The following is a 21,901-nucleotide window of genomic DNA, read 5'->3' as shown; positions in this document are numbered from 1 at the left end:
CGGTCAGCCGGCGACCGCCGCGCCCAGCAGGTGCCCCACGCCGTAGGTGACCGCCGCCGCGGCCACGGTGATCCCGAACTGCCGCGCGACCGAGAACAGCACGCCGCGCCCGGTGAACAGCGAGGTGCCGGTGCCGATGACCGCCAATCCCACCGCGGCGGCGGCCATGCTGCCGAACAGGGCGCCATGGCCGTGCAGGAACAGGTACGGCGCCACCGGGAACGCGGCGCCGAACGCGAACAGGCAGAACGAGGACGCCGCCGCGCTCCAGGCCGAACCGCCCAGTTCGGCCGGGTCCACGCCCAGGTCTTCGCGCACCACGGCGTCCAGCGCGGCGCGCGGCGTTTCGGCGAGGTGTTCGGCCAGGTGCTCGGCCTCGGCGCGGCCCAGCCCCTTGTCCCGGTAGATGCCGGCGATGTGGCGCACACCGTCCTCCGGCGCCACCGCCAGGCGCTCGGCGCGCTCGGTGATCTGCGCCTGGTAGAACTCGCGCGAGCTGTTCACGCTGAGCCACTCGCCCAGCGCCATCGAGCAGGCGCCGGCGACCAGCCCGGCCAGGCCGGCCAGCAGCACGGCGCGGTCGCTGGCGGCGGCGCCGGCCATGCCCATCACCAGGCTGGCGTTGGAGACCAGGCCGTCGTTGGCGCCCAGCACGGCCGCGCGCAGCGTGTTGCCGCTCTGCGCGCGATGGCTGTGGCCGCGCGCCGTGCGCGCCGGAGCGGGCAGGAAATGGTCGCGGTGGCCGCTGCGGTCCACTGGCGTGGCGCCGTGGTCGGCGTGCTCCAGCCGCACCACGGTGGGCATCACGAACTCGGTGCCGAAGGCCTGCGCGAGCCGGCCCAGCGCGCGCACGCGCAGGCGGGCGCGCGGCGGAGGCACGACCGCGCCCAGTTCGTGCAGGCGCGACTCCCAGAACGCGGCGTTGGCCCGCTCGCCCTCGGCGATGCGCCGGTACGCACGCGCCAGCCGCGCGTCGTCGGCCAGCTCGGCCAGCCGGGCGTACAGCGCGGCGTTGTCGCGCTCGATGCGCAGGTTGAGCAGATAGCGGCGGGTGCGGCGGCCGGCCATCCGCTCACTCCGTCTCGTCGTCGCGCTGGCCCAGCCAGACCAGCATCGCCAGCAGCACGACGGCGAAGCGGAACGCGCTTTCGATGCCGTTCCACTGGCTCGACATCCACATGCCGAACCACTCGCCGCCGATCGCCACGAAGCCGCCCAGCCACAGCAGTACGCCCGTGGCCAGGCCGAGCACGGCCATGCGCTTGGCGCGCTGGAACGCGGCGGCCGTGCCGTGCCGCGCGCGCCACAGCCGCCATGCGCCCAGCCAGCACAACACCGCGGCCAGCGCCTCGACGGCGATGATCAGCGCATAGGCGGCATGCTGCAGCAGCGGCGAGGCGATCGCGCGGTAGCGGATATGCGCGCCGGGGAAGATCGTGTCCATCGCCAGCACGTGCTGCACGAACGGCCAGTTGCTGCCGTAGTCGGTAAGGTTGCCGAAGGCGACCAGCGCGATCCACAGCGCGACCGCCGCCAGCACCGCGATCTTGCACAGGCGCACGATCATCGGCGCTCCCTTATTTTCCGAACAGCTTCTTGAAGCCGTTGTCGCTGAAGCCCGTGCTGACGCTGCCGTCATCCTGCAGCACCACCGGGCGGCGCACCAGCGCCGGGTATTCCTTCAGCAGCAGCGTCCATTCCGGGTCGCTGCCCGGGTTCTTGCGCTGCGGCAGCAGGTTGCGCCAGGTGGTGGAGGACTTGTTGACCAGCTTCTCCCAGCCGCCGAGCTGCTGCGCCCAGGCCTTCAGCGTCGCCGCCGGCACCGGGTTGGCGCGGTAGTCCACGAACGCGTACGGCACCCCGAAGCGGTCGAGCCAGTTGCGCGCCTTGCGGCAGGTGTCGCAGGTGGACAGGCCGTAGATCGTGACGCTCATTCGGCACTCCTCAGCAGCTCGTTGATGCCGGTCTTGCTGCGCGTCTTCTCGTCCACCCGTTTCACGATCACCGCCGCGTACAGGCTGTGCGAGCCGTCCTTCGCCGGCAGGCTGCCGGCCACCACCACGCTGCCGGCGGGGATGCGGCCGTAGCTGACCTCGCCGGTGGCGCGGTCGTAGATGCGCGTGGACTGGCCCAGGAACACGCCCATGCCGATCACGCTGCCCTTCTCCACCACCACGCCCTCGACCACTTCCGAACGCGCGCCGATGAAGCAGTGGTCCTCGATGATGGTGGGGCCGGCCTGCAGCGGCTCCAGCACGCCGCCGATGCCCACGCCGCCGGACAGGTGCACGCCGGCGCCGATCTGCGCGCAGGAGCCGACCGTGGCCCAGGTGTCGACCATCGTGCCCGGTCCCACGTAGGCGCCGATGTTGACGTAGCTGGGCATCAGCACCGCGTCCCTGGCGACGTGCGCGCCGCGGCGCACCAGCGCGCCGGGCACCACGCGCGCGCCCAGGTCCTGCAGTTCCGCGTCGTTGCCGTGGGCGAAGCGCAGCGGCACCTTGTCGAACGCCAGCGCGGGGCCGCCGTCGACCACGCGGTTGCCGTTGATGCGGAAGTACAGCAGCACCGCCTTCTTCAGCCACTGGTTGACCGTCCAGCCGCCCTGCCCGTCCGGCTCGGCCACGCGGCGCTCGCCGGATTCGAGCAGGCCCAGCGCCTGCTCCACCGCGGGGCGCAGGTGGGTCTCGATCTCGCTCTGGGTGAGCTCGTTGCGGCGCTCGAAGGCGTCGTCGATCAGGGATTCGATGCTCTGCATGGCAAATGGACGTCCAAACGGTCGGGTGGAAACGCCGCCATTGTGCCTGCCGGCGGCGCGGCGCGGAAGCTCAGAAGCCCATGCCTTGGAAACCCACGCTTCAGAAACCCACGCTGACGCCCAGCGACGGGCCCTTGTACAGCGTCTGCGTGCCGAAACCCTCGAAGCTGGTACGCATGTAGCGGTAGCCGGCCCAGGCATAGATCGAACGGGTCAGGCCCAGCCGCAGCTGCGCGCCGTAGTCGCTGGCGTGGCGTACCCGGCCATGCGCCGCGCCCGGCGGCAGGTAGTAGCCGTAGCCGCCCACCGTCAGCAGCGGGATCGGCGTGTCCACGAACAGCGAGGCGCCCACCTGCACGCCGCCGCCGTCGCCCCAGCGCGTGCGCTGGTACTGGTAGCGCGCGCCGATGCTCCAGTGCAGCAGCGGCGTGGGCGGCGCGATCGACAGGCCCAGGCCGTAGACCTTCGCGTCGCCGCGGTCGCTGCCGGTGCGCAGGTAGTCCGCGTCGGCGTGCAGCGTGGGCAGCAGCGCGGTGTCGGCATGCACGCCGAAGGCGCCGTCGCCGCCGCTGGCCGACACGCTGGTGGCGCGGGCCGCGGGCACCAGCAGCGTCGCGCCGGCCAGCGCGAGGAGGAGATGCGTCTTGCCCATGTGAAGCTCCGTGTGGGTTGCCGGGGAACGGACGCCGCATGCTAACCGCATCGCAGGCCGCGCGCTGCGGCACGCGTCCGCGTACAGAGGGCCATGGCCAACTCAGGCATCCGCGCGCGCGCCACCCAGCCGGCGCTGCAGTTCCTGCCGCAGCCGTTCCTGCAGCTCCGCCGGCAGCGGCGCGTCGTGGCGGTCGGTGACCTCGAAGAAATCTTCCACGCGCTCGCCGAAGGTGGCGATGCGCGCGTCGTGCACGCGCACGCCGGATTCCAGCATCGCCTGCGCGGCAGCCGCCAGCAGTCCGGGCCGGTCGGTGCAGACCAGGGCCAGCTGGGTGCGTCCGCCGGCGGCGCTGAAGGCGACCTGCGGCGGCATCTGGAAGTGCCGGAGGTGGCGCGACATGCTGCGCTTGGCTGGCGCCACCGGCGCGGTCTGCGCCAGCGCGCGCTGCAGCCGGCCGCGCAGTTCCTCCGCGCGCGGCAGGGTGGCCGGCTCCTGGCTGTCGGACTCCAGCAGCAGGAAGGTGTCCAGCGCGCGGCCGGCCGGCGATTTCAGGATGCGTGCCTCCACCACCGAGAAGCGCATGCGGTCGAGCATCGCCGTCACCGTGGCGAACAGGCCGTCGCGGTCGGGCGCGTAGACGAACAGCTCGGTGCTGCCGCGCACCGAAAACGGGTGCACCTCGACCAGCGGCATGGCGCCGTCCGCGCGCAGGATCGCCAGGGTCTGCCATGCGATCTGCTCCGACCGGTGGCGCAGGAAGCTGAGGTCGGGGAAGTCCGCCCATACCGCCGCGATGGCGTCCGCGCCCACGCCCTCGGCCAGCAGCAGGTTCAGGGCGCGCGCCCGGCATTCGCGCACGCGGGCGGAGGCGTGCAGCGGCAGCTGCACGTCGCTGCGCAGCGCGTAGCGCGCGGCGGTGTAGAGGTCGGCCAGCAGGCGGTCCTTCCACGCGTTCCACAGCCGCGGGCTGGTGCCGATGATGTCGGCCACGGTGAGCAGGTAGAGATGGTCCAGCCGCGCCCAGTCGCCCACCTCGTCGGCGAAGCGCTGCACCACCGCGGGGTCGGTGATGTCCTGCCGCTGCGCGGTGGTGCTCATCAGCAGGTGCCAGCGCACCAGCCAGGCGACCAGTTCGACGTCTTCGGCGGGCAGGCCCAGCCGGGCGCAGAACGCGCGCGCGTCGCCCTCGCCCAGCACCGAGTGGTCGCCGCCGCGCCCCTTGGCGATGTCGTGGAACAGCCCGGCCAGCAGCATCAGTTCCGGCTTGTCCAGGGTGGGCCAGATCTCGCAGGCGATGGGGAAGTCGCGCCGCGCCGCCGGGTCGGCGAAGCGCGCGATGTTGCGCAGCACGCGCAGGGTGTGCTCGTCCACGGTGTAGACGTGGAACAGGTCGTACTGCATGCGCCCGAACACGGTGCCGAACGCGGGCAGCACCGCCGCCAGCAGGCCGTGCCGGTTCATCCGCCACAGCGCGTCCACCGCCGGCGCGCCGCGGCGCAGCAGGCGCAGGAAGGCGGCCAGGACATCCGCGTCCTCGCCCAGCGCGGCGCCGTGCGCGGCGGTGGCCTGGTGGATGCGGCGCATGGTGTCGGCGGTGAAGCCGATCAGTCCCGGCTGGTCCAGCCGCGCGATGAAGATCTCCACCAGCGCCGCCGGCCGGCGCGCGAACAGCTCCGGGTCGCGCGCCGCCAGCCGCGGCCCGTAGCGCACGAAGTCCTCGCCCACCAGCTGCGCCGCGCTGGGCGGCTCGAGCAGTTCCACGAAGCGCTCGGCGATCTGCATGCCCAGCCGCTCGACCTGGCTGGCGGCGCGGTAGTAGCCCTGCATGAACTGCTCCACGCCGAGGTTCTTCGCGTGCTCGTCCTCGAAGCCCAGCCGCGCGGCCAGCGCGCGCTGGTAGTCGAACAGCAGCCGCTCCTCCGGCCGCCCGGCCTCCAGGTGCAGGGCGTAGCGGTAGCGGCGCAGGGTGGCCTCGGCCTCGCACAGGCTGGCGCGTTCGGCCGGGTCCAGCAGGCCCTCGTTCTGCATGTCCTCGAAGCCGCCCGCGTGCGCCAGCCGGCGCCCCAGCCAGCGCAGCGAATCGAGCGTGCGCAGGCCGCCGGGGCCGTCCTTGAGGTTGGGCTCGAGGTTGTAGGCGGTGTCGTCGTAGCGGGCGTGGCGGGCGTCGCGCTCGGCCAGCCGCGCGGCGAGGTAGGCCTGCGGCGGCCACAGCGCGGGGTCGTCCACGATGGCGCGCAGGGCCGCCTCCAGCGCCGGGTCGCCGGCCAGCCGGCGCGCGTCGAGCAGGCTGGTGAACACGCTGGCGTCCTCGGCGGCCAGCGCGCGGCACTGCGCCGGCTCGCGCACCGCATGGCCCACCTTCAGGCCCACGTCCCACAGCGTGGCGAAGCACTGTTCCAGCGCGCGCAGGCGCGCCGGGTCGGGCCGTTCGGCCAGCACCAGCAGGTCCACGTCCGAGTGCGGGAACAGCAGGCCGCGGCCGAAGCCGCCCACCGCGAACAGCGCCGCGCCGGCCACCTCGCCGAGGCAGGCGGTCCACACGTGCGCCACCACCCGCGCCACCGATTCGCCGCGCCGCCGCGCCAGCGCGCTGGCGTCGGCGCCGTCGCGGAAGGCGGTGGCCAGGGCACGGTCGACGTCGCCCAGCAACTGCCGCAGCGCGCGCCGCGCGTCGGCGGACACGCCGGAGCGCGGCACTGCCGGAGGCAGGCGCGGCAGGGGTGGCAGGCGCGGGGCGGCGGTCTCGGTCGTCATGGCGCCCAGTACAGCACGCGGGCCGCCACCATCAAATACCGGCGCGTCCCCGGCGCCAGACGAACACCGCGCCCGCCATGCTGGCGACCAGCAGGATCGCCAGCGTGTAGCCGGCCGGGTTGCGCAACCCCAGGGCGCCGGCCAGCAGGACCAGGCCCACGCTGCCCGCCAGTTGCAGCGCCAGGACCACCTTCAGCCCGGCGAACGGGCGCGGCGCGCCCATGCCGCGCAGCATCAGCGCCACGGAGTACGTCGGCAGCCACAGGATGCACAGCGCGATCAGCGCCACCGACACGGGCAGCAGGATGCTCATGCGTCGCCTCGCCGGACCGGGCGCCCGCTCAGGCGTCCGGCCAGGGCGTAAGGATCTCGAAGCCGTCGGCGGTGACCGCGATGGTGTGTTCCCACTGCGCCGACAGCGAGTGGTCTTTGGTGACCACCGTCCAGCCGTCGGGCAGCTGGCGGGTCTGCGGCTTGCCGGCGTTGATCATCGGCTCGACGGTGAAGGTCATGCCCTGCTTCAGCTCGATGCCGGTGCCGGGCCGGCCGTAGTGCAGCACCTGTGGCTCGTCGTGGTAGACCTTGCCGATGCCGTGGCCGCAGTACTCGCGCACCACGCTGAAGCCCGCCGCCTCGGCGTGCTTCTGGATGGCGTGGCCGACGTCGCCCAGGGTGGCGCCCGGGCGCACCGCCCGGATGCCCTGCATCATCGCATCAAAGGTGGTCTCCACCAGCCTTTTCGCCAGCACCGAGGGCGTGCCCACGAAGTACATGCGGCTGGTGTCGCCGTGCCAGCCGTCCTTGATCACCGTGACGTCGAGGTTGACGATGTCGCCGTCCTTCAACACCTTGCCGGGGCTGGGGATGCCGTGGCAGATCACGTGGTTGACCGAGGTGCACAGCGTCTTCGGGAAGCCGTGGTAGCCCACGTTGGCGGGGATCGCCTTCTGCACGTTGACGATGTGCTCGTAGGCCAGGCGGTCCAGGTCCTCGGTGGTGACGCCGGGCCTGACGTGCTCCTTGAGCATCGCCAGCACCTCGGCCGCCAGCTGGCCGGCAACGCGCATGCCTTCGAGGTCTGCGGGGGTTTTCAGGGTGATCGCCATGATCTCGTCTATGTGGCGGCAAAACTGCCCGGATTCCAGTAGCTTGCCGTGCCACCGGCGCACCGGCTACAATTGCCCGGTTCTGCAGGCCGCCAACGGCGCATTTCACGCCAGCGCGGCGCAAAACGAACGGGAATTGTAACCGCCCCGCGGTACAACACCCAAACCAACGCCACACACGCATCGGCACCGTTCTCGGGGTGCCGCGGCCGCCCATTCCGAACGGGCCTGCCGCGGTCGAGGCCGGGGATGCGTGGAGGTCCCAACCCCCGGGCCGTTTCACCGGCCCAACAATCAGGAATACCACCATGGCACAAGTCACCATGCGCCAGATGCTCGAAGCCGGCGTGCATTTCGGCCACCAGACCCGCTACTGGAACCCGAAGATGGCCCCGTACATCTTCGGCGCGCGCGGCAAGATCCACATCATCAACCTCGAGAAGACCCTGCCGCTGTTCACCGACGCGATGAACTTCCTGTCGGGCCTGGCGCAGAAGCGCGGCACCATCCTGTTCGTGGGCACCAAGCGCTCGGCGCGCGAGTCGCTGGCCGAGGAAGCCACCCGCGCCGGCATGCCCTTCGTCACCGCCCGCTGGCTGGGCGGCATGCTGACCAACTTCCGCACCGTGAAGCAGTCGGTGGCCCGCCTGAAGGAACTGGAAGCGGCCGAGACCGACGGCAGCTTCGACAAGCTGGTCAAGCACGAGGTGCTGGCCCTGCGCCGCGAGCGCGAGAAGCTGGAGAACTCGCTGGGCGGCATCAAGAACATGAACCGCCTGCCCGACGCCCTGTTCGTGATCGACATCGGCCACGAGGACATCGCGGTGCAGGAAGCCAAGAAGCTCGGCATCCCGGTGATCGCGGTGGTCGACACCAACTACAACCCGGAGCTGGTGGACTACGCCATCCCGGGCAACGACGACGCCATCCGCGCCATCCAGCTGTATGCCCGCGCCGCCGCCGACTCGATCCTGGAAGGCAAGGCCGCCGCGCCGGCCGCCGCCCAGGGCGACGCCGACGAGTTCGTCGAGCTGGACGAGGAAGGCAACCCGGTCGCCAAGGACGAGGAGCGCAAGGCCGCCCCGCGCCGCGGCGCCCCGGCCAAGAAGGGCGCCCCGCGCCGCGATGGCCGCGCGCCCCGCGCCAACGCCCCGGCCGCCGAGTAAGTGATCCCGCCGCGGCGGCGCCCTGGCGCCGCCGCGCACCAAGCATCGAGGAAACCTGATGAGCACTATTTCCGCACAACTGGTCAAGGAACTGCGCGAGCGTTCCGGCGCCGGCATGATGGAATGCAAGAAGGCGCTGGTCGAGAACAACGGCGACATCGAAGCCGCGATGGAGTGGCTGCGCAAGTCGGGCCTGGCCAAGGCCGACAAGAAGGCCGGCCGCGTCGCCGCCGAGGGCCGCATCGTCGCCGCGCAGAAGGACGGCAAGGCCGTGCTGGTCGAGGTGAACTGCGAGACCGACTTCGTCACCAAGAACCCCGACTTCGTGAAGTTCAGCGATGCCGTCGCCGATGTCGCGCTGAAGTCCGGCGCCGCCGACGTCGATGCGCTGAAGACCGCCGCCTACCCGGGCGCCGGCAGCGTCGAGGAAGCCGCCAAGGCCCTGGTCGCCACCATCGGCGAGAACATCCAGGTGCGCCGCATGGCGCGCGTGGAGACCGACGGCGTGATCGGCAGCTACATCCACGGCGGCCGCATCGGCGTGCTGGTGGCGCTCAAGGGTGGTTCCGAGGAGCTGGCCAAGGGCGTGGCGATGCACGTGGCGGCGATGAACCCGCAGTACGTGAAGGCCGAGGACGTCCCCGCCGACTTCATCGCCAAGGAAAAGGACATCGCGCTGGCCGCGATGTCGGACAAGGAAAAGAGCAAGCCGGCCGACATCCTGGACAAGATCGTCTCGGGCAAGATCAACAAGATCGTCTCCGAGGTCACCCTGGTCGGCCAGCCCTACGTGCTGGACACCAACGTCACCGTGGGCGACGCGCTGAAGAAGGAAGGCGCGGATGTGGTGGCGGTGGCCCGCCTGGCCGTGGGCGAGGGCATCGAGAAGGTGGAAGAGGATTTCCACGCCGAGGTCATGAAGCAGGCCGGCCTGGCTTGATGGCCCGTCCCTGACCATGGAACCGGCCATCCGTGGCCGGACACCTCGACAACATGGTTCGTCCCTGACCGTGAAAACCGGCCATCCATGGCCGGACTCCTCGACGAAATGGTTCGTCCCTGACCGTGAAACCGGCCATCCATGGCCGGACTCTTCACTAAAAACACGCTTCGAACGAAGGCCGCGAGCGATCGCGGCCTTCGTTTTTTCTGCGGACGCGACGCGCGCCGCCAAGCCGCATCGTGCATGAATCACACGGCCTCGACGCGTCGCGCCCCACCCTCGCGCCGTTATAATGCGCAGGTTTACACCCACAATCCGGAGACCTCATGAGCGACCAGCCCACGTACCGCCGCATCCTGCTCAAGCTCTCCGGTGAAGCGCTGATGGGCGAGGCCGACTACGGCATCGACCCGAAGGTGATCGGCCGGCTGGCCGACGAGATCATCGAGGCGCAGAAGGCCGGCGTGCAGGTCGGCGTGGTGATCGGCGGCGGCAACATCTTCCGCGGCGCCGGCCTGGCCGCCGCCGGCATGGACCGCGTCACCGGCGACCACATGGGCATGCTCGCCACGGTGATGAACGCGCTGGCGATGCAGGACGCGATCGAGAAGCGCGGCGGCTTCGCCCGGGTGATGAGCGCGATCCAGATCCACGACGTGGCCGAGGACTTCATCCGCCGCCGCGCCATCCGCCACATCGAGAAGGGCCGCATCGTGCTGTTCGCCGCCGGCATCGGCAACCCGTTCTTCACCACCGACTCGGCCGCCGCGCTGCGCGCGGTGGAGATCGGCGCCGACCTGCTGCTGAAGGCCACCAAGGTGGACGGCGTCTACACCGCCGACCCCGCCAAGCACGCCGACGCGCAACGCTATGACCGCCTCACCTACGACGAGGTGATCGAGCGCAAGCTGGCGGTGATGGACACCGCCGCCATCGCGCTGTGCCGCGACGACCGCATGCCGATGCGCATCTACGACATGACCGTGCCGGGCAACCTCATGCGCATCCTGCGCGGCGAGGCCGTGGGCACCCTGGTCGACGCCGGCTAGGCACCGCCCGCGCCGGGCCGCAACGCCCCGCCCCCGCTGCTATACTCGACCGCTTCACGCGACACGGATCACCTCCATGCTCAACGACATCAAGACCGATGCCCAGACCCGCATGGGCAAGAGCATCGACGCGCTCAAGCACGAGCTGACCCGCCTGCGCACCGGCCGCGCCAGCACCGCGCTGGTGGACGCCATCCGCGTGCCCGCCTACGGCTCGGAGATGCCGCTCAACCAGGTCGCCTCGATCTCGCTGGGCGACGCCCGCTCGATCCTGATCACCCCGTTCGACAAGACCCTGGTGGGCCCGGTCGAGAAGGCGCTGCTGGCCTCGGACATCGGCATCACGCCGACCACCGCCGGCACCGTGATCCGCCTCAACATGCCGCCGCTCACCGAGGAACGCCGCCGCGAGCTGGCCAGGCACGTGGCGCACGAGGGCGAGAATGCCAAGATCGCCATCCGCAACGTGCGCCGCGACGCCATGCAGAAGGTCAAGGACCTGCTCAAGGACAAGCAGATCACCGAGGACGAGGAGCGCCGCGCGGACGACGAGATCCAGAAGCTCACCGACCGCTTCGTGAAGGACGTCGACGCGGTGGTGAAGGCGAAGGAAGACGAACTGATGGCCCTTTGACAAAGGCCGCAGCAAAACCGGAACGTGCGGTCGACATCCACGCACGCGGATACGAACCCGCCCGGCGCCACGCGTTCCCCTCTCCCCGCGGGGAGAGGGCAAAGGGAGAGGGGGCAACCTTGCGACAATCCGGCAACAAAGCCCGCCTCGACGAGCGCCAGGGCGAGCGTCTGCCCCTCATCCGCCCCTTCGGGGCACCTTCTCCCCGACGGGGAGAAGGGTCACCTCGAATCGCGCCATGACTTCCACCCCCGCCATCCCCCGCCACATCGCCATCGTGATGGACGGCAACGGGCGCTGGGCCAAGGCCCGCCACCGCCCACGCAGCTTCGGCCACAACGCCGGCCGCAAGGCCGTGCGCGAGGTGGTGGAAGGCTGCCTGCGCCAGGGCGTGGAGGCGCTTACCCTGTTCGCCTTCTCCAGCGAGAACTGGCGGCGCCCGCAGGACGAGGTGGGTGCGCTGATGGAGCTGTTCGTGCGCGCGCTGGACAAGGAAGTGGACGAACTGCTGCAGCAGGGCGTGCGGCTGCGCTTCATCGGCGACCTGGCCGCCTTCGACGCGCCGCTGCGCAAGCGCATGCACGCCGCGATGGCGCGCACCGCGGGCAACGACAGGCTGCACATGAACGTGGCGGTGAACTACGGCGGCCGCTGGGACATCGTGCAGGCCGCACGCCGCGCGGCCGCCGCGGTGGGACGCGGCGAATTGCGCGCCGAGGACATCGACGAGGCCACGCTGGGCCGCTGGACGAGCCTGGCCGAGCTGCCGCCGCTGGACCTGTTCATCCGCACCGGCGGCGAGTGCCGGATCAGCAACTTCCTGCTCTGGCAGGCAGCCTACGCCGAGCTGCACTTCACCGACACGTTGTGGCCGGATTTCGACCAAGCCTGCCTGCAGCGCGCCATCGACGACTATGCTAGCCGCGAACGCCGCTTCGGCCGTACCGGCGAGCAGGTCGCCCGGGCGCGCCCCACCCAGGATTCCGCATGCTGATCCAGCGCATCGTCACCGCCGTCATCCTCGCGCCGCTGGCCGTACTGATCGTGCTGCTGCCGCCGAACCCGGCGTTCGCGCTGATCGCGGCGCTGGCCTTCCTCGCCGCGGGCTGGGAATGGACCCGGCTGGCGGGTCTGCAGTCGCCCGCTCCGCGCGGCGCGCTGCTGGCCGTGCAGGCGCTGCTGTTCGCCCTGCTCTGGTACCTGCGCAGCCAGGCGCTGTGGTCGCTGCTGCTGGTGGCGGGCGCGGCGTGGTGGGTGCTGGCCTGCGTGTGGCTGCGCCACTTCGCCTACGGCGCCGCGCCCACCGCCGAGAACCGCAACCTGAAGCTGCTGGCCGGCGCCTTCGTGATCGTGCCGGCCTGGGTGGCGCTGGTGCAGGTGCACGACGAGATCCGCCCGCACGCCCACGCCTGGACCCTGCTGGCGCTGCTGGTGGTGTGGGCCGCCGACATCGGCGCCTATTTCAGCGGCCGCCGGTTCGGCCGGCGCAAGCTGGCACCGCGGATCAGCCCCGGCAAGACCTGGGCCGGCGCCTGGGGCGCGCTGGTCGCCGGCACCCTAGTGCTGCTGGCCGGCGGCTGGATGCTCGATGCACGCGGTCTGCAACTGCTCGGCCTGGCTGTGCTGGCGCCGGTGATGGTGGCCGCCTCCATCGTCGGCGACCTGCTGGAAAGCCTGATGAAGCGCCATGCCCAGGTGAAGGATTCCGGCGCCCTGTTCCCCGGCCACGGCGGCCTGCTCGACCGCCTGGACAGCGTGTTCGCCGCGCTGCCGGTGTTCGCCCTCGGCAAGCTGCTGCTGGGACTGTAAGGCCTTGGTCGCGCCCCGCCAGATCGCCGTGCTCGGCGCCACCGGCTCGATCGGCGGCAGCACGCTGGACGTGGTGGCGCGGCACCCCGACCGCTTCCGCGCCACGGTGCTTACCGCGCACCGCAACGCGGAAGCGCTGGCCGCGCTGTGCGCCACGCACCGGCCACGGCTGGCGGTGATCGCCGACCCGGCGCTGGAAGGTGAACTGGCCCGCCGTCTCGCCGCTGCCGGCGTGCGCTGCGAGGTCGCCGCCGGCATGGACGCGATCGCCGCAGCCGCGGCCGGCCCGCTGTGCGACACCGTGGTGGCCGCCATCGTCGGCGCCGCCGGGCTCGATTCCTCGCTCGCCGCCGCCCGCGCCGGCAAGCGCCTGTTGCTGGCAAACAAGGAATCCATCGTGATGGCCGGCCCGCTGCTGCTGGAGGCGCTGCGCGCCGGCGGCGGCGAGTTGATCCCGGTGGACTCGGAACACAACGCGATCTTCCAGTGCCTGCCCGGCGGCCGGCCCGGGCTGGCGCAGAGCGGCGTGCGCCGGCTGATCCTCACCGCCTCCGGCGGCCCGTTCCGAGGCCGCAGCCGCGCCGAGCTGGCCGAGGTGACGCCGGACCAGGCCTGCCGCCACCCGAAGTGGTCGATGGGCCGCAAGATCTCGGTCGACTCGGCCACCCTGATGAACAAGGGCCTGGAGGTGATCGAGGCGCACCACCTGTTCGGCGCCGCGCCGGAGGCCATCGAGGTGCTGGTGCACCCGCAGAGCCTGGTGCACTCGCTGGTGGAATACGTGGACGGCTCGGTGCTGGCCCAGCTCGGCAACCCCGACATGCGCACCGCGCTGGCCCACGCGCTGGCCTGGCCCGGGCGGGTCGAGGCCGGCGTGCCGCCGCTGGACCTGGCCGCCGCCGGCCCGCTGGCCTTCGAGTCGCCGGACCTGGCCACCTTCCGCTGCCTCGCCCTGGCCTTCCAGGCGCTGCGCGAGGGCGGCGACGCGCCGGCGGTCCTGAACGCGGCGAACGAGGTGGCGGTGGAAGCCTTCCTGGCCGGCGCACTGCCGTTCCTGTCCATCGCCGACGTGGTGGAGGCGGTATTGACGGAACTGCCGGCCCGGCGCGTGGTCGATATCCCGACCCTGGTGGAACGCGACCGCGCCGCGCGCGCGGCGGCCCGGCGGGTTCTCCGCAACGCTTGCTGATAAGCTTGAGCTCCCCTTGACGCGTCCTTATTGATGAATCCCTTTTTCGGCTCGGTGTTCTGGTTGCTGGTCACGCTCGGCGTGCTGGTGACCTTTCACGAATTCGGCCATTACTGGGTCGCGCGCCGCTGCGGCGTCAAGGTGCTGCGCTTCTCGGTAGGCTTCGGCAAGGCGATCTGGAAGCGCACCGGCCGCGACGGCTGCGAATACCAGGTGGCCGCGCTGCCGCTGGGCGGCTACGTGAAGATGCTGGACGCGCGCGAAGGCGAGGTGCCGCCGGAATTGCGCGCGCAGGAATTCACCGCCCAGACGGTGTGGAAACGCATCGCCATCGTGGTCGCCGGCCCCGGCTTCAACCTGATCTTCACCGTGGCCGCGTTCTGGCTGATGTTCATGCTGGGCCGCACCGACTACGCCCCCATCGTCAGCGCCGCGCCGCAGAGCATGGCCGCCCAGGCCGGCATCCGTGCCGGCGACCGCCTGCTCAGCGTCGGCGGGCAGCCGGTGGCGACCTGGAGCGACTCGCTGGACGTCATCGGCAACGCCCTGCTCGGCCGCGAACCGCTGCCGCTGACCGTGCGCGACCCGGACGGCGGCCAGCGCGCCCTGGTGCTGCCGCTGGACAAGTTGCCCGCCGGCAAGGACGTCGGCCAGTACCTCGAAAAGCTCGGCCTGCGCCCCGCGCCGGCGCCGGCGATCGCCGCCACCGTGCGTCCGGGCGAACCGGCCGCGCTGGCCGGCCTGCACGGTGGCGACCGGCTGCTCAGCGTGAACGGCCGGCCGGTCGCCGACTTCGAGGACTTCGGCAAGCAGATCGCCGACGACGCCGCGAAATCGCCGCTGTTGGACATCCGCGTGCAGCGCGACGGCAAACCGCTGGATTTCAAGGTCACCGCGCGCATGCAATCGCTGGATGGCCAACCGCCGCGCTGGATCATCGGCGTGGGTGCCGAACCGCCGGAGCAGGCGCTGCAGCGCTTCGGCCCGGCGCGCGCGCTCGGCGCCTCGCTGCAGATGAGCTGGGACCGCGCCAGCGGCGTGTTCAACATGATCGGCAAGATGCTGAGCGGGCGCGCCTCCACCAGCAACCTGTCGGGCGTGATCGGCATCGCCCAGGTCGCCAACGCCTCGGCGCAGCTCGGCCTGTCCAGCTTCCTGGAGTTCCTGGGCCTGATCTCGCTGAGCCTGGCGATCCTGAATCTGCTGCCGATCCCGCTCTTGGACGGGGGCCATCTGCTGTATTACCTTATCGAATTGGTCAAGGGCAGCCCGGTCAGCGAGCGCGCCATGGTCGCCGGCCAGTACGTCGGCCTGCTGCTGCTGTTCACGCTGATGGGGCTGGCGTTCTACAACGACATCCACCGCATCGTCCTGCCCACGTGACACGGATGCGCGGCGCCAGCACCCGGGCACCCGATGCGGGCGACCGCAAGGCAGCCCCTGCGGCGTCGCGTCCCGGCGCGCCCCGGCTGGTCGCGCTCCCCTTTCCGAGGCCGGGCATGCCCGCGCTTCAAGCATGCATCGGAGCGGCCGCCATGGCCGCTCCGACGGAATAACCCAACGGAATCGACGATGAAGCGTATCGCCGCCCTGATCCTGCTCGCCTCACTCTCCGCCAACGTGCTCGCCTTCGAGCCGTTCGTCGTTTCCGACATCCGCATCGACGGCCTCAGCCGCATCTCGGCCGGCACCGTGCTGAACTACCTGCCGATCAGCAAGGGCGACCGCGTCACCACCGACTCGGTGCAGCGTGCGATCCGCGCGCTGTACCAGACCCACTTCTTCAGCGACGTGGAGGTGGAGCGCCAGGGCGACATCCTGGTGGTCAAGGTGACCGAGCGCCCGTCCATCGCCAAGCTCAACATCCGCGGCAACCACGACATCAAGACCGACGACCTGAAGAAGGGCCTGAAGTCGATCGGCCTGTCCGAAGGCGAGACCTTCGACCGCCTCGCGCTGGACCGCGTGCAGCAGGAGCTGATCCACCAGTACTACAACCGCGGCAAGTACAACGTGTCGGTGCTGCCGCACGTGACCCGGCTGGACCGCAACCGCGTCGCCATCGACATCGAGATCCGCGAGGGCAAGGTCGCCAAGATCAAGGAAATCAACATCGTCGGCAACCATGCCTTCTCCGACAAGGAGATCGAGGACGGCTTCGAGTCCGGCACCACCAACTGGATGTCCTGGTATTCCAAGAACGACCAGTATTCCAGCGACAAGTTGTCCGGCGACCTGAACAAGCTGCAGTCCTACTACATGGACCGCGGCTACGCCGACTTCGGCCTGGATTCCTCGCAGGTCACCATCTCGCCCGACAAGCGCGAGATGTACATCACCGCCGACGTCAAGGAAGGCGAGATCTACACCATCTCCGACGTGCACCTGCTCGGCGACCTGATCCTGCCCGACTACATGACCAAGCTGACGAACGCCTTCGTCAGGAAGGGCCAGACCTTCAACCGCCAGGCCATCGAGGACTGCACCAAGGCGATGAAGGCCGTGCTGGCCGACATGGGCTACGCCTACGCGAAGGTGGACACCATTCCCAAGCTGGACAAGGACAAGCGCACCGTCGACCTGTCCCTGTACGTGCAGCCGGGCCACCGCATCTACGTGCGCCGCATCGTGCTGGAAGGCAACACGCGCACCGAGGACGACGTGCTGCGCCGCGAGATGCGCCAGCTCGAGGGCGCCTGGTACTCGCAGGCGGCGATCGACCGTTCCAAGATCCGCCTGCAGCGGCTGGGCTTCTTCAAGAAGGTGGACATCGACAAGACCCGCGTGCCGGGCTCGCCGGACCAGGTCGACCTCAAGGTGAAGGTGGAGGAGCAATCCTCCGGCAGCCTGATGTTCGGCGTGGGCTACTCGCAGTACTCCGGCATCATCCTGTCCGGCTCGGTGTCGCAGAACAACTTCCTCGGCACCGGCGACCAGTTCTCGGTGGGCGCGGAGAAGAGCGACTACTACACCCAGATCAACGCCAGCTACTACAACCCCTACCTCACCGACAACGGCGTCGGCATCGGCTACAACATCCAGCTTTCCAAGGCCGACTTCAGCGACCTGGGCAGCGAGTACGCCAGCTACTCCAACAGCACGCGCTCCTTCTCCACGCGCCTCGGCATCCCGATCACCGATTTCCAGGGCCTCAACCTCAGCCTGGGCCTCAGCAGCACCAAGATCAACAACTACGAGGGCTATACCCCGCAGGTGCTGATCGACTACCAGAACGCGATCGGCCATAAGACCATCCATTCGTGGACCGGCTCGATCGGCTGGACCTACGACACCCGCAACAGCTACTGGGCGGCCACCCGCGGCGGCCTGCTGTCGGCGTCGGTGGACGGCGCCCTGCCCGGCTCCACCGTGCAGTACTGGCGCTTCATCGGCGAGGCCAACCACTACTGGCCGATCGGCGGCGGCTTCGTGCTGTACCTGGACGGCCAGGTCGGTTACGGCGCCACCTACGGCAACCAGACCTACGACCGCACCTTCGGCCAGTACCAGGCGGGCCAGAAATACGACTACCCGTTCTGGCAGAACTTCTACGCCGGCGGCGTGCGCGACGTGCGCGGCTTCCAGGACAACACCCTGGGCCCCCGCGTCTGCGCCGGCCTCGACACCACCACCGGCAAGGCCATCCAGCCCGACAAGAACGGCTACTGCGGCGGCAGCTACTACTACTACGCGCAGCCGATCGGCGGTGCGTTCAAGGTGCTGGGCACGGCCGAGGTGTACCTGCCGCTGCCGTTCCTCAAGGACATCAACACCGCCCGCGTGTCGCTGTTCATGGACGTCGGCAACGCCTACAAGAACTACCAGAGCTTCGAGGCGAAGGACCTGCGTGCCTCCGCCGGCATCTCGCTGCACTGGAAGGCGCCGATCGGCCCGCTGATCATCAGCCTGGCCACGCCGATCCGCAGCCAGCCCAGCGACCGGCACTACGAGGAACGCATCCAGTTCACCTTCGGCAGCCAGTTCTGACCGCCGCCATCTTCGCCAGGCGTTCCGGAAAGCGCGGCCCTGGCCGCGCTTTCCGCTTTCCGGCGCCACGACCCGCGGCGGCAACCGATACAATGCCCGCCGGGTCCCGGAGACTGCCTTGAACGCCCATACCACCTATACGCTGGCCGAACTGGCCGAACGCTTCGGCCTGAGCTGCCATGGCGACGACGCCACCCGCATCGGCGGCGTAGGCACGCTGTCCGGGGCCGGCGCCGGCCAGCTCAGCTTCCTCTCCAACGGCAAGTACGCCGCGCAGCTGGCCGCCACCCGCGCCGGCGCGGTGATCCTGCGCGAGGAGAACCTCGCCGATTGCCCGGTGCCCGCGCTGGTGGCGCGCGATCCCTACGTGGCCTACGCCAAGATCGCCGCGCTGTTCGAGCGCCTGCCGTCCGCGCCGCCCGGCATCCATCCCAGCGCGGTGGTCGCCCCCGGGGCGCGGGTCGCCGCCAGCGCCAGCATCGGTCCCTGCTGCACCGTGGCCGAGGGCGCGGTGATCGAGGACGGGGCCGTGCTCGGCCCGCACTGCATCGTGGGCGAGGACTGCACCGTGGGCGCGCAGTCGCGCCTGGTGGCCCGCGTCACCCTGGTCACGCGGGTGACCCTGGGCAAGCGCGTGCTGGTGCACCCCGGCGCGGTGATCGGCTCGGACGGCTTCGGCCTCGCCTTCGACGCCGACCACTGGATCAAGCTGCCCCAGCTCGGCGGCGTGCGCGTCGGCGACGATTGCGAGATCGGCGCCAACACCACCATCGACCGCGGCGCGCTGGACGACACCGTGCTGGAGGAAGACGTGCGCCTGGACAACCAGATCCAGATCGCGCACAACGTGCACGTGGGCGCGCATACCGCGATGGCCGGCTGCGCCGCGGTGGCCGGCAGCGCCAGGATCGGCCGCTACTGCATGATCGGCGGCAACGCCGGCGTGCTCGGCCATCTGGAGCTGGCCGACCGGGTTACCATTACCGCCAAGAGCCTGGTGACGCATTCGATCCGCGAGCCCGGCGAATACTCCTCCGGCATTCCCCTGCAGGAGAACCGGCAGTGGCGCAGGAACGCCGCCCGCTTCAAGCATCTGGACGATTTCGCGCGCCGCCTGGCGGCGCTGGAGAAGGACAAGAACGATGAATGACAACGCCGCCGCGACCCTGCGCCTGCCGGTGAACGTGGAACAGATCCAGGAACTGCTGCCGCACCGCTACCCGTTCCTGCTGGTGGACCGGGTGATCGAACTGGATCCGGACCAGAGCGTGGCGACGCTGAAGAACGTCACCATCAACGAGCCGTTCTTCAACGGCCACTTCCCCGGCCACCCGGTGATGCCCGGCGTGCTGATCGTGGAGGCGATGGCGCAGAGCGCCGGCCTGCTCACCCTGATCTCGAACCGCCTCAAGGGCAACAACAGCAATTCGCTGTTCTACCTGGCCAAGGTGGACAACGCGCGCTTCAACGCGCCGGTGGTACCGGGCGACCAGTTGCGCATGGAAGTGCGCCTGAAGCGGCTGATGCGCAGCATGGGCCTGTTCGAGGCGCGCTCGCTGGTCGACGGCCGCGAAGTGGCGAGCTGCGAACTGATGTGCGCCGCAAGGGGCGACAAATGAGCGTCGCCGCGCTGATCCATCCCACCGCGCAGATCGATGCCGGCGCCGTGATCGGCGCCAACGTCGCCATCGGCGCCTACAGCGTGATCGGCGCCGAGGTGGAGATCGGCGAAGGCACCGTGGTCGGCCCGCACGTGGTGATCGAGGGCCCCACGCGGATCGGCCGCGACAACCGCATCGCGCAGTTCGCCTCCATCGGTGGCGCGGCGCAGGACAAGAAATTCGCCGGCGAGCGCACCGAACTGGTGATCGGCGACCGCAACCTGATCCGCGAGTTCGTCACCATCAACCGCGGCACCGGCGAGGGCGGCGGCATCACCCGCATCGGCAACGACAACTGGCTGCTGGCCTACGTGCACATCGCGCACGACTGCCAGGTGGGCAGTCACACCGTGTTCTCCAACTACTCGGCGCTGGCCGGGCACGTCGAGATCGGCGACTGGGTGATCGTGTCGGGCTACGCCGGCGTGCACCAGTTCTGCAAGGTCGGCGCGCACGCCTTCATCGGCATGGGCTGCCTGGTCGGCTCCGACGTGCCGCCGTTCGTGACCATGGCCAACGAGCAGCACGGCCGCCCGCGCGGCATCAACACCGAAGGGCTGAAGCGGCGCGGCTTCGAGGCTCCGCGCATCTCGGCCATCAAGCGCGCCTACCGCACGCTGTACATGGCCGGGCTGTCGCAGGCCGAGGCGCGCGAACAGCTCGCCGCGCAGGCGCAGGACAGCGAGGACGTGCGCGCGATGCTCGACTTCCTCGACCGCAGCGAGCGCGCGCTGGCGCGCTGAACCCCGCCCGGGACCGCCCGCGGGGTCGCTTCGCCCCGCGGACACGCTACACTCCCGCCATGAGCTCCGTCCCCGCCCCGCCCCACCGGCCGCCGGGCTCCGAGCCCCGGGTCCCGCTGATCGCCCTGATCGCCGGCGAGGATTCCGGCGACCAGCTCGGCGCCGACCTGATCGTCGCCCTGCGCCAGCGCTATCCGGCCGCCCGTTTCGTCGGCATCGGCGGCCAGCGCATGCAGGCGCAGGATTTCGAATCCTGGTACGACATCCGCGAACTGTCGCTGTTCGGCTTCGCCGAAGTGGTGCGGCACCTGCCGCGCCTGCTGCGCCTGCGCAGGGAACTGGTCGCCCGGCTGCTGGAGGCGCGGCCCGACGTGGTGGTCGGCATCGATGCGCCCGATTTCAATCTCGGCGTGGAGCAGCGCCTGAAGCAGGCCGGCCTGCGCACTGTGCACTACGTCAGCCCCTCGGTATGGGCCTGGCGCGAGAAGCGCGCGGAGAAGATCGGCCATTCGGCCTCGCGCGTGCTGTGCCTGTTCCCGATGGAGCCGGCGATCTACGCCAGGCACGGCGTCGATGCCCGCTTCGTCGGCCACCCGCTGGCCGACCGCTTCGCGCTGGTCTCCGACCGCGCCGGCGCGCGCGAGGTCCTCGGCCTGCCGCAGGACGTGCCGGTGCTGGCCCTGCTGCCCGGCAGCCGCCCGTCCGAGCTGGCGCGCATGGGTGCCACCTTCCTCGACGCCGCGCGCCGCGTGGCCGCCGCCATGCCGGGCCTGCGCGTGGTGATCCCGGCCGCCAATGCGCGCATGCTGGACGGCCTGCGCGAGCTGCTGTCCAGGGCCCCGCACGACGACCACCTGCTGTTGTTCGACGGCCATGCGCACGAGGCCATGCTGGCCTCCGACGTGGTGCTGCTGGCCTCCGGCACCGCCGCGCTGGAAGCCATGCTGGCCAAGCGCCCGATGGTGGCCGGCTACCGCGTGTCGCCGCTGAGCTACCGGCTGGCGCGCGTGATGAACATGCTGAAGACCGACGTCTACACCCTGCCCAACATCCTCGCCCGCGCCTGCGGCCTGGGCAGGGAGGCCGTGCTGGTGCCGGAACTGATGCAGGAGCACTTCACCGCCGCGAAGCTGGCCGACGCCACCCTGGCGCTGTTCAACGACAGCGAGCGGCGCGGCGCCATCGTCGCCGCCTTCGAACAGCTGCACCGCGCCCTGCGTGGCGACGTCGGCAGCCGCGCCGGCGACCAGGCCGCCAGCGCCATCGCCGAAATGCTGGATGACGGTCGTGCGTCCTAGGGCATCCGGTTCGCTCGAGCTTCCCCTCGGGTCGCACGATGTTCCCCCTCTCCCCTCCGGGGAGAGGGCCGGGGTGGGGGGCAACCCTCGCGAAGAACCAGCATCGGAGCGCGCCTCGATCGATGCTTCCGCGAGCTCCCGCCCCTCAC

21 protein-coding genes are annotated in these 21,901 nt (G+C 70.5%); 13 read left to right on the top strand and 8 right to left on the bottom strand.

Translation table 11 applies throughout. The features are described 5' to 3' along the window. Positions 1-3 precede the first annotated feature (3 nt). The 8 genes from QMK61_RS13790 to map form a co-directional block, all read right to left on the bottom strand. A complete protein-coding gene (locus tag QMK61_RS13790) occupies positions 4-1,068 on the bottom strand; it encodes a VIT1/CCC1 transporter family protein (RefSeq protein ID WP_302072798.1) in 1,065 nt (354 codons plus the stop codon). Between the two features lie 4 nt (positions 1,069-1,072). Further along, a complete protein-coding gene (locus QMK61_RS13785; protein WP_302072797.1) occupies positions 1,073-1,567 on the bottom strand; it encodes a DUF2165 domain-containing protein in 495 nt (164 codons plus the stop codon). 10 nt (positions 1,568-1,577) lie between these two features. Further along, positions 1,578-1,934, bottom strand: a complete 357-nt coding sequence (locus tag QMK61_RS13780; RefSeq protein WP_302072796.1) for a Spx/MgsR family RNA polymerase-binding regulatory protein — start codon at positions 1,932-1,934, stop codon at positions 1,578-1,580. Then, positions 1,931-2,758: a 2,3,4,5-tetrahydropyridine-2,6-dicarboxylate N-succinyltransferase gene (gene dapD / locus QMK61_RS13775; protein WP_302072795.1), complete on the bottom strand. Its 828-nt coding sequence runs from the start codon at positions 2,756-2,758 to the stop codon at positions 1,931-1,933. The genes QMK61_RS13780 and dapD overlap by 4 nt, the downstream gene beginning before the upstream one ends. 100 nt (positions 2,759-2,858) lie before the next feature. Then, on the bottom strand, positions 2,859-3,410 hold the full coding sequence (locus tag QMK61_RS13770; protein WP_302072794.1) for a YfaZ family outer membrane protein: 552 nt from the start codon (positions 3,408-3,410) through the stop codon (positions 2,859-2,861). A 102-nt stretch (positions 3,411-3,512) separates the two neighbouring features. Beyond that, positions 3,513-6,167: a [protein-PII] uridylyltransferase gene (gene glnD / locus QMK61_RS13765; protein WP_302072793.1), complete on the bottom strand. Its 2,655-nt coding sequence runs from the start codon at positions 6,165-6,167 to the stop codon at positions 3,513-3,515. Positions 6,168-6,198: 31 nt separating this feature from the next. Continuing rightward, complete coding sequence (locus tag QMK61_RS13760) at positions 6,199-6,480, bottom strand: hypothetical protein (protein ID WP_302072792.1); 282 nt, start codon at positions 6,478-6,480, stop codon at positions 6,199-6,201. Between the two features lie 28 nt (positions 6,481-6,508). Next, positions 6,509-7,273, bottom strand: coding sequence for a type I methionyl aminopeptidase (gene map, locus QMK61_RS13755; protein ID WP_302072791.1), 765 nt, complete (start codon positions 7,271-7,273; stop codon positions 6,509-6,511). 308 nt (positions 7,274-7,581) lie between these two features. Here map and rpsB point away from each other — a divergent pair, with 308 nt between their 5' ends. The 13 genes from rpsB (at position 7,582) to lpxB (ending at position 21,752) form a co-directional block, all read left to right on the top strand. Continuing rightward, on the top strand, positions 7,582-8,439 hold the full coding sequence (gene rpsB, locus QMK61_RS13750; protein ID WP_302072790.1) for a 30S ribosomal protein S2: 858 nt from the start codon (positions 7,582-7,584) through the stop codon (positions 8,437-8,439). Between the two features lie 58 nt (positions 8,440-8,497). Next, positions 8,498-9,379 (top strand): translation elongation factor Ts, encoded by an 882-nt coding sequence (gene tsf / locus QMK61_RS13745; RefSeq protein WP_302072789.1) that lies wholly within the window; start codon positions 8,498-8,500, stop codon positions 9,377-9,379. Between the two features lie 329 nt (positions 9,380-9,708). After that, positions 9,709-10,431 (top strand): UMP kinase, encoded by a 723-nt coding sequence (pyrH, locus tag QMK61_RS13740; protein WP_302072788.1) that lies wholly within the window; start codon positions 9,709-9,711, stop codon positions 10,429-10,431. Between the two features lie 76 nt (positions 10,432-10,507). Then, positions 10,508-11,065 carry a ribosome recycling factor gene (gene frr / locus QMK61_RS13735; RefSeq protein WP_302072787.1) on the top strand — a complete coding sequence of 186 codons (558 nt, stop codon included), beginning with the start codon at positions 10,508-10,510 and terminating at the stop codon, positions 11,063-11,065. A gap of 238 nt (positions 11,066-11,303) precedes the next feature. Next, complete coding sequence (gene uppS, locus QMK61_RS13730) at positions 11,304-12,059, top strand: polyprenyl diphosphate synthase (protein ID WP_302072786.1); 756 nt, start codon at positions 11,304-11,306, stop codon at positions 12,057-12,059. Next, the gene (locus QMK61_RS13725) at positions 12,053-12,874 is read left to right on the top strand and encodes a phosphatidate cytidylyltransferase (protein WP_302072785.1); all 822 of its coding nucleotides are present in this window, start codon (positions 12,053-12,055) and stop codon (positions 12,872-12,874) included. The genes uppS and QMK61_RS13725 overlap by 7 nt, the downstream gene beginning before the upstream one ends. 4 nt (positions 12,875-12,878) lie before the next feature. After that, positions 12,879-14,063 carry a 1-deoxy-D-xylulose-5-phosphate reductoisomerase gene (locus QMK61_RS13720; RefSeq protein ID WP_302072784.1) on the top strand — a complete coding sequence of 395 codons (1,185 nt, stop codon included), beginning with the start codon at positions 12,879-12,881 and terminating at the stop codon, positions 14,061-14,063. Positions 14,064-14,096: 33 nt separating this feature from the next. Next, positions 14,097-15,446: an RIP metalloprotease RseP gene (rseP, locus tag QMK61_RS13715; RefSeq protein WP_302072783.1), complete on the top strand. Its 1,350-nt coding sequence runs from the start codon at positions 14,097-14,099 to the stop codon at positions 15,444-15,446. A gap of 189 nt (positions 15,447-15,635) precedes the next feature. Then, positions 15,636-18,050, top strand: coding sequence for an outer membrane protein assembly factor BamA (bamA, locus tag QMK61_RS13710; RefSeq protein ID WP_302072782.1), 2,415 nt, complete (start codon positions 15,636-15,638; stop codon positions 18,048-18,050). A gap of 118 nt (positions 18,051-18,168) precedes the next feature. Continuing rightward, the gene (lpxD, locus tag QMK61_RS13705) at positions 18,169-19,200 is read left to right on the top strand and encodes a UDP-3-O-(3-hydroxymyristoyl)glucosamine N-acyltransferase (RefSeq protein WP_302072781.1); all 1,032 of its coding nucleotides are present in this window, start codon (positions 18,169-18,171) and stop codon (positions 19,198-19,200) included. Continuing rightward, a complete protein-coding gene (gene fabZ, locus QMK61_RS13700) occupies positions 19,193-19,669 on the top strand; it encodes a 3-hydroxyacyl-ACP dehydratase FabZ (RefSeq protein WP_302072780.1) in 477 nt (158 codons plus the stop codon). The genes lpxD and fabZ overlap by 8 nt, the downstream gene beginning before the upstream one ends. After that, on the top strand, positions 19,666-20,454 hold the full coding sequence (gene lpxA, locus QMK61_RS13695) for an acyl-ACP--UDP-N-acetylglucosamine O-acyltransferase (protein WP_302072779.1): 789 nt from the start codon (positions 19,666-19,668) through the stop codon (positions 20,452-20,454). Before fabZ ends, lpxA begins: the two co-directional genes overlap by 4 nt. Before the next feature lie 59 nt (positions 20,455-20,513). Beyond that, the gene (gene lpxB, locus QMK61_RS13690; protein WP_302072778.1) at positions 20,514-21,752 is read left to right on the top strand and encodes a lipid-A-disaccharide synthase; all 1,239 of its coding nucleotides are present in this window, start codon (positions 20,514-20,516) and stop codon (positions 21,750-21,752) included. Positions 21,753-21,901: the final 149 nt, after the last annotated feature.

The sequence above is a fragment of the Fulvimonas sp. R45 genome, assembly GCF_030504985.1.
Taxonomy (GTDB): domain Bacteria; phylum Pseudomonadota; class Gammaproteobacteria; order Xanthomonadales; family Rhodanobacteraceae; genus Rhodanobacter_A.
The sequence above is the reverse complement of the archived record's forward strand: the minus strand, read 5'-3'. Positions and strand labels throughout refer to the sequence as shown.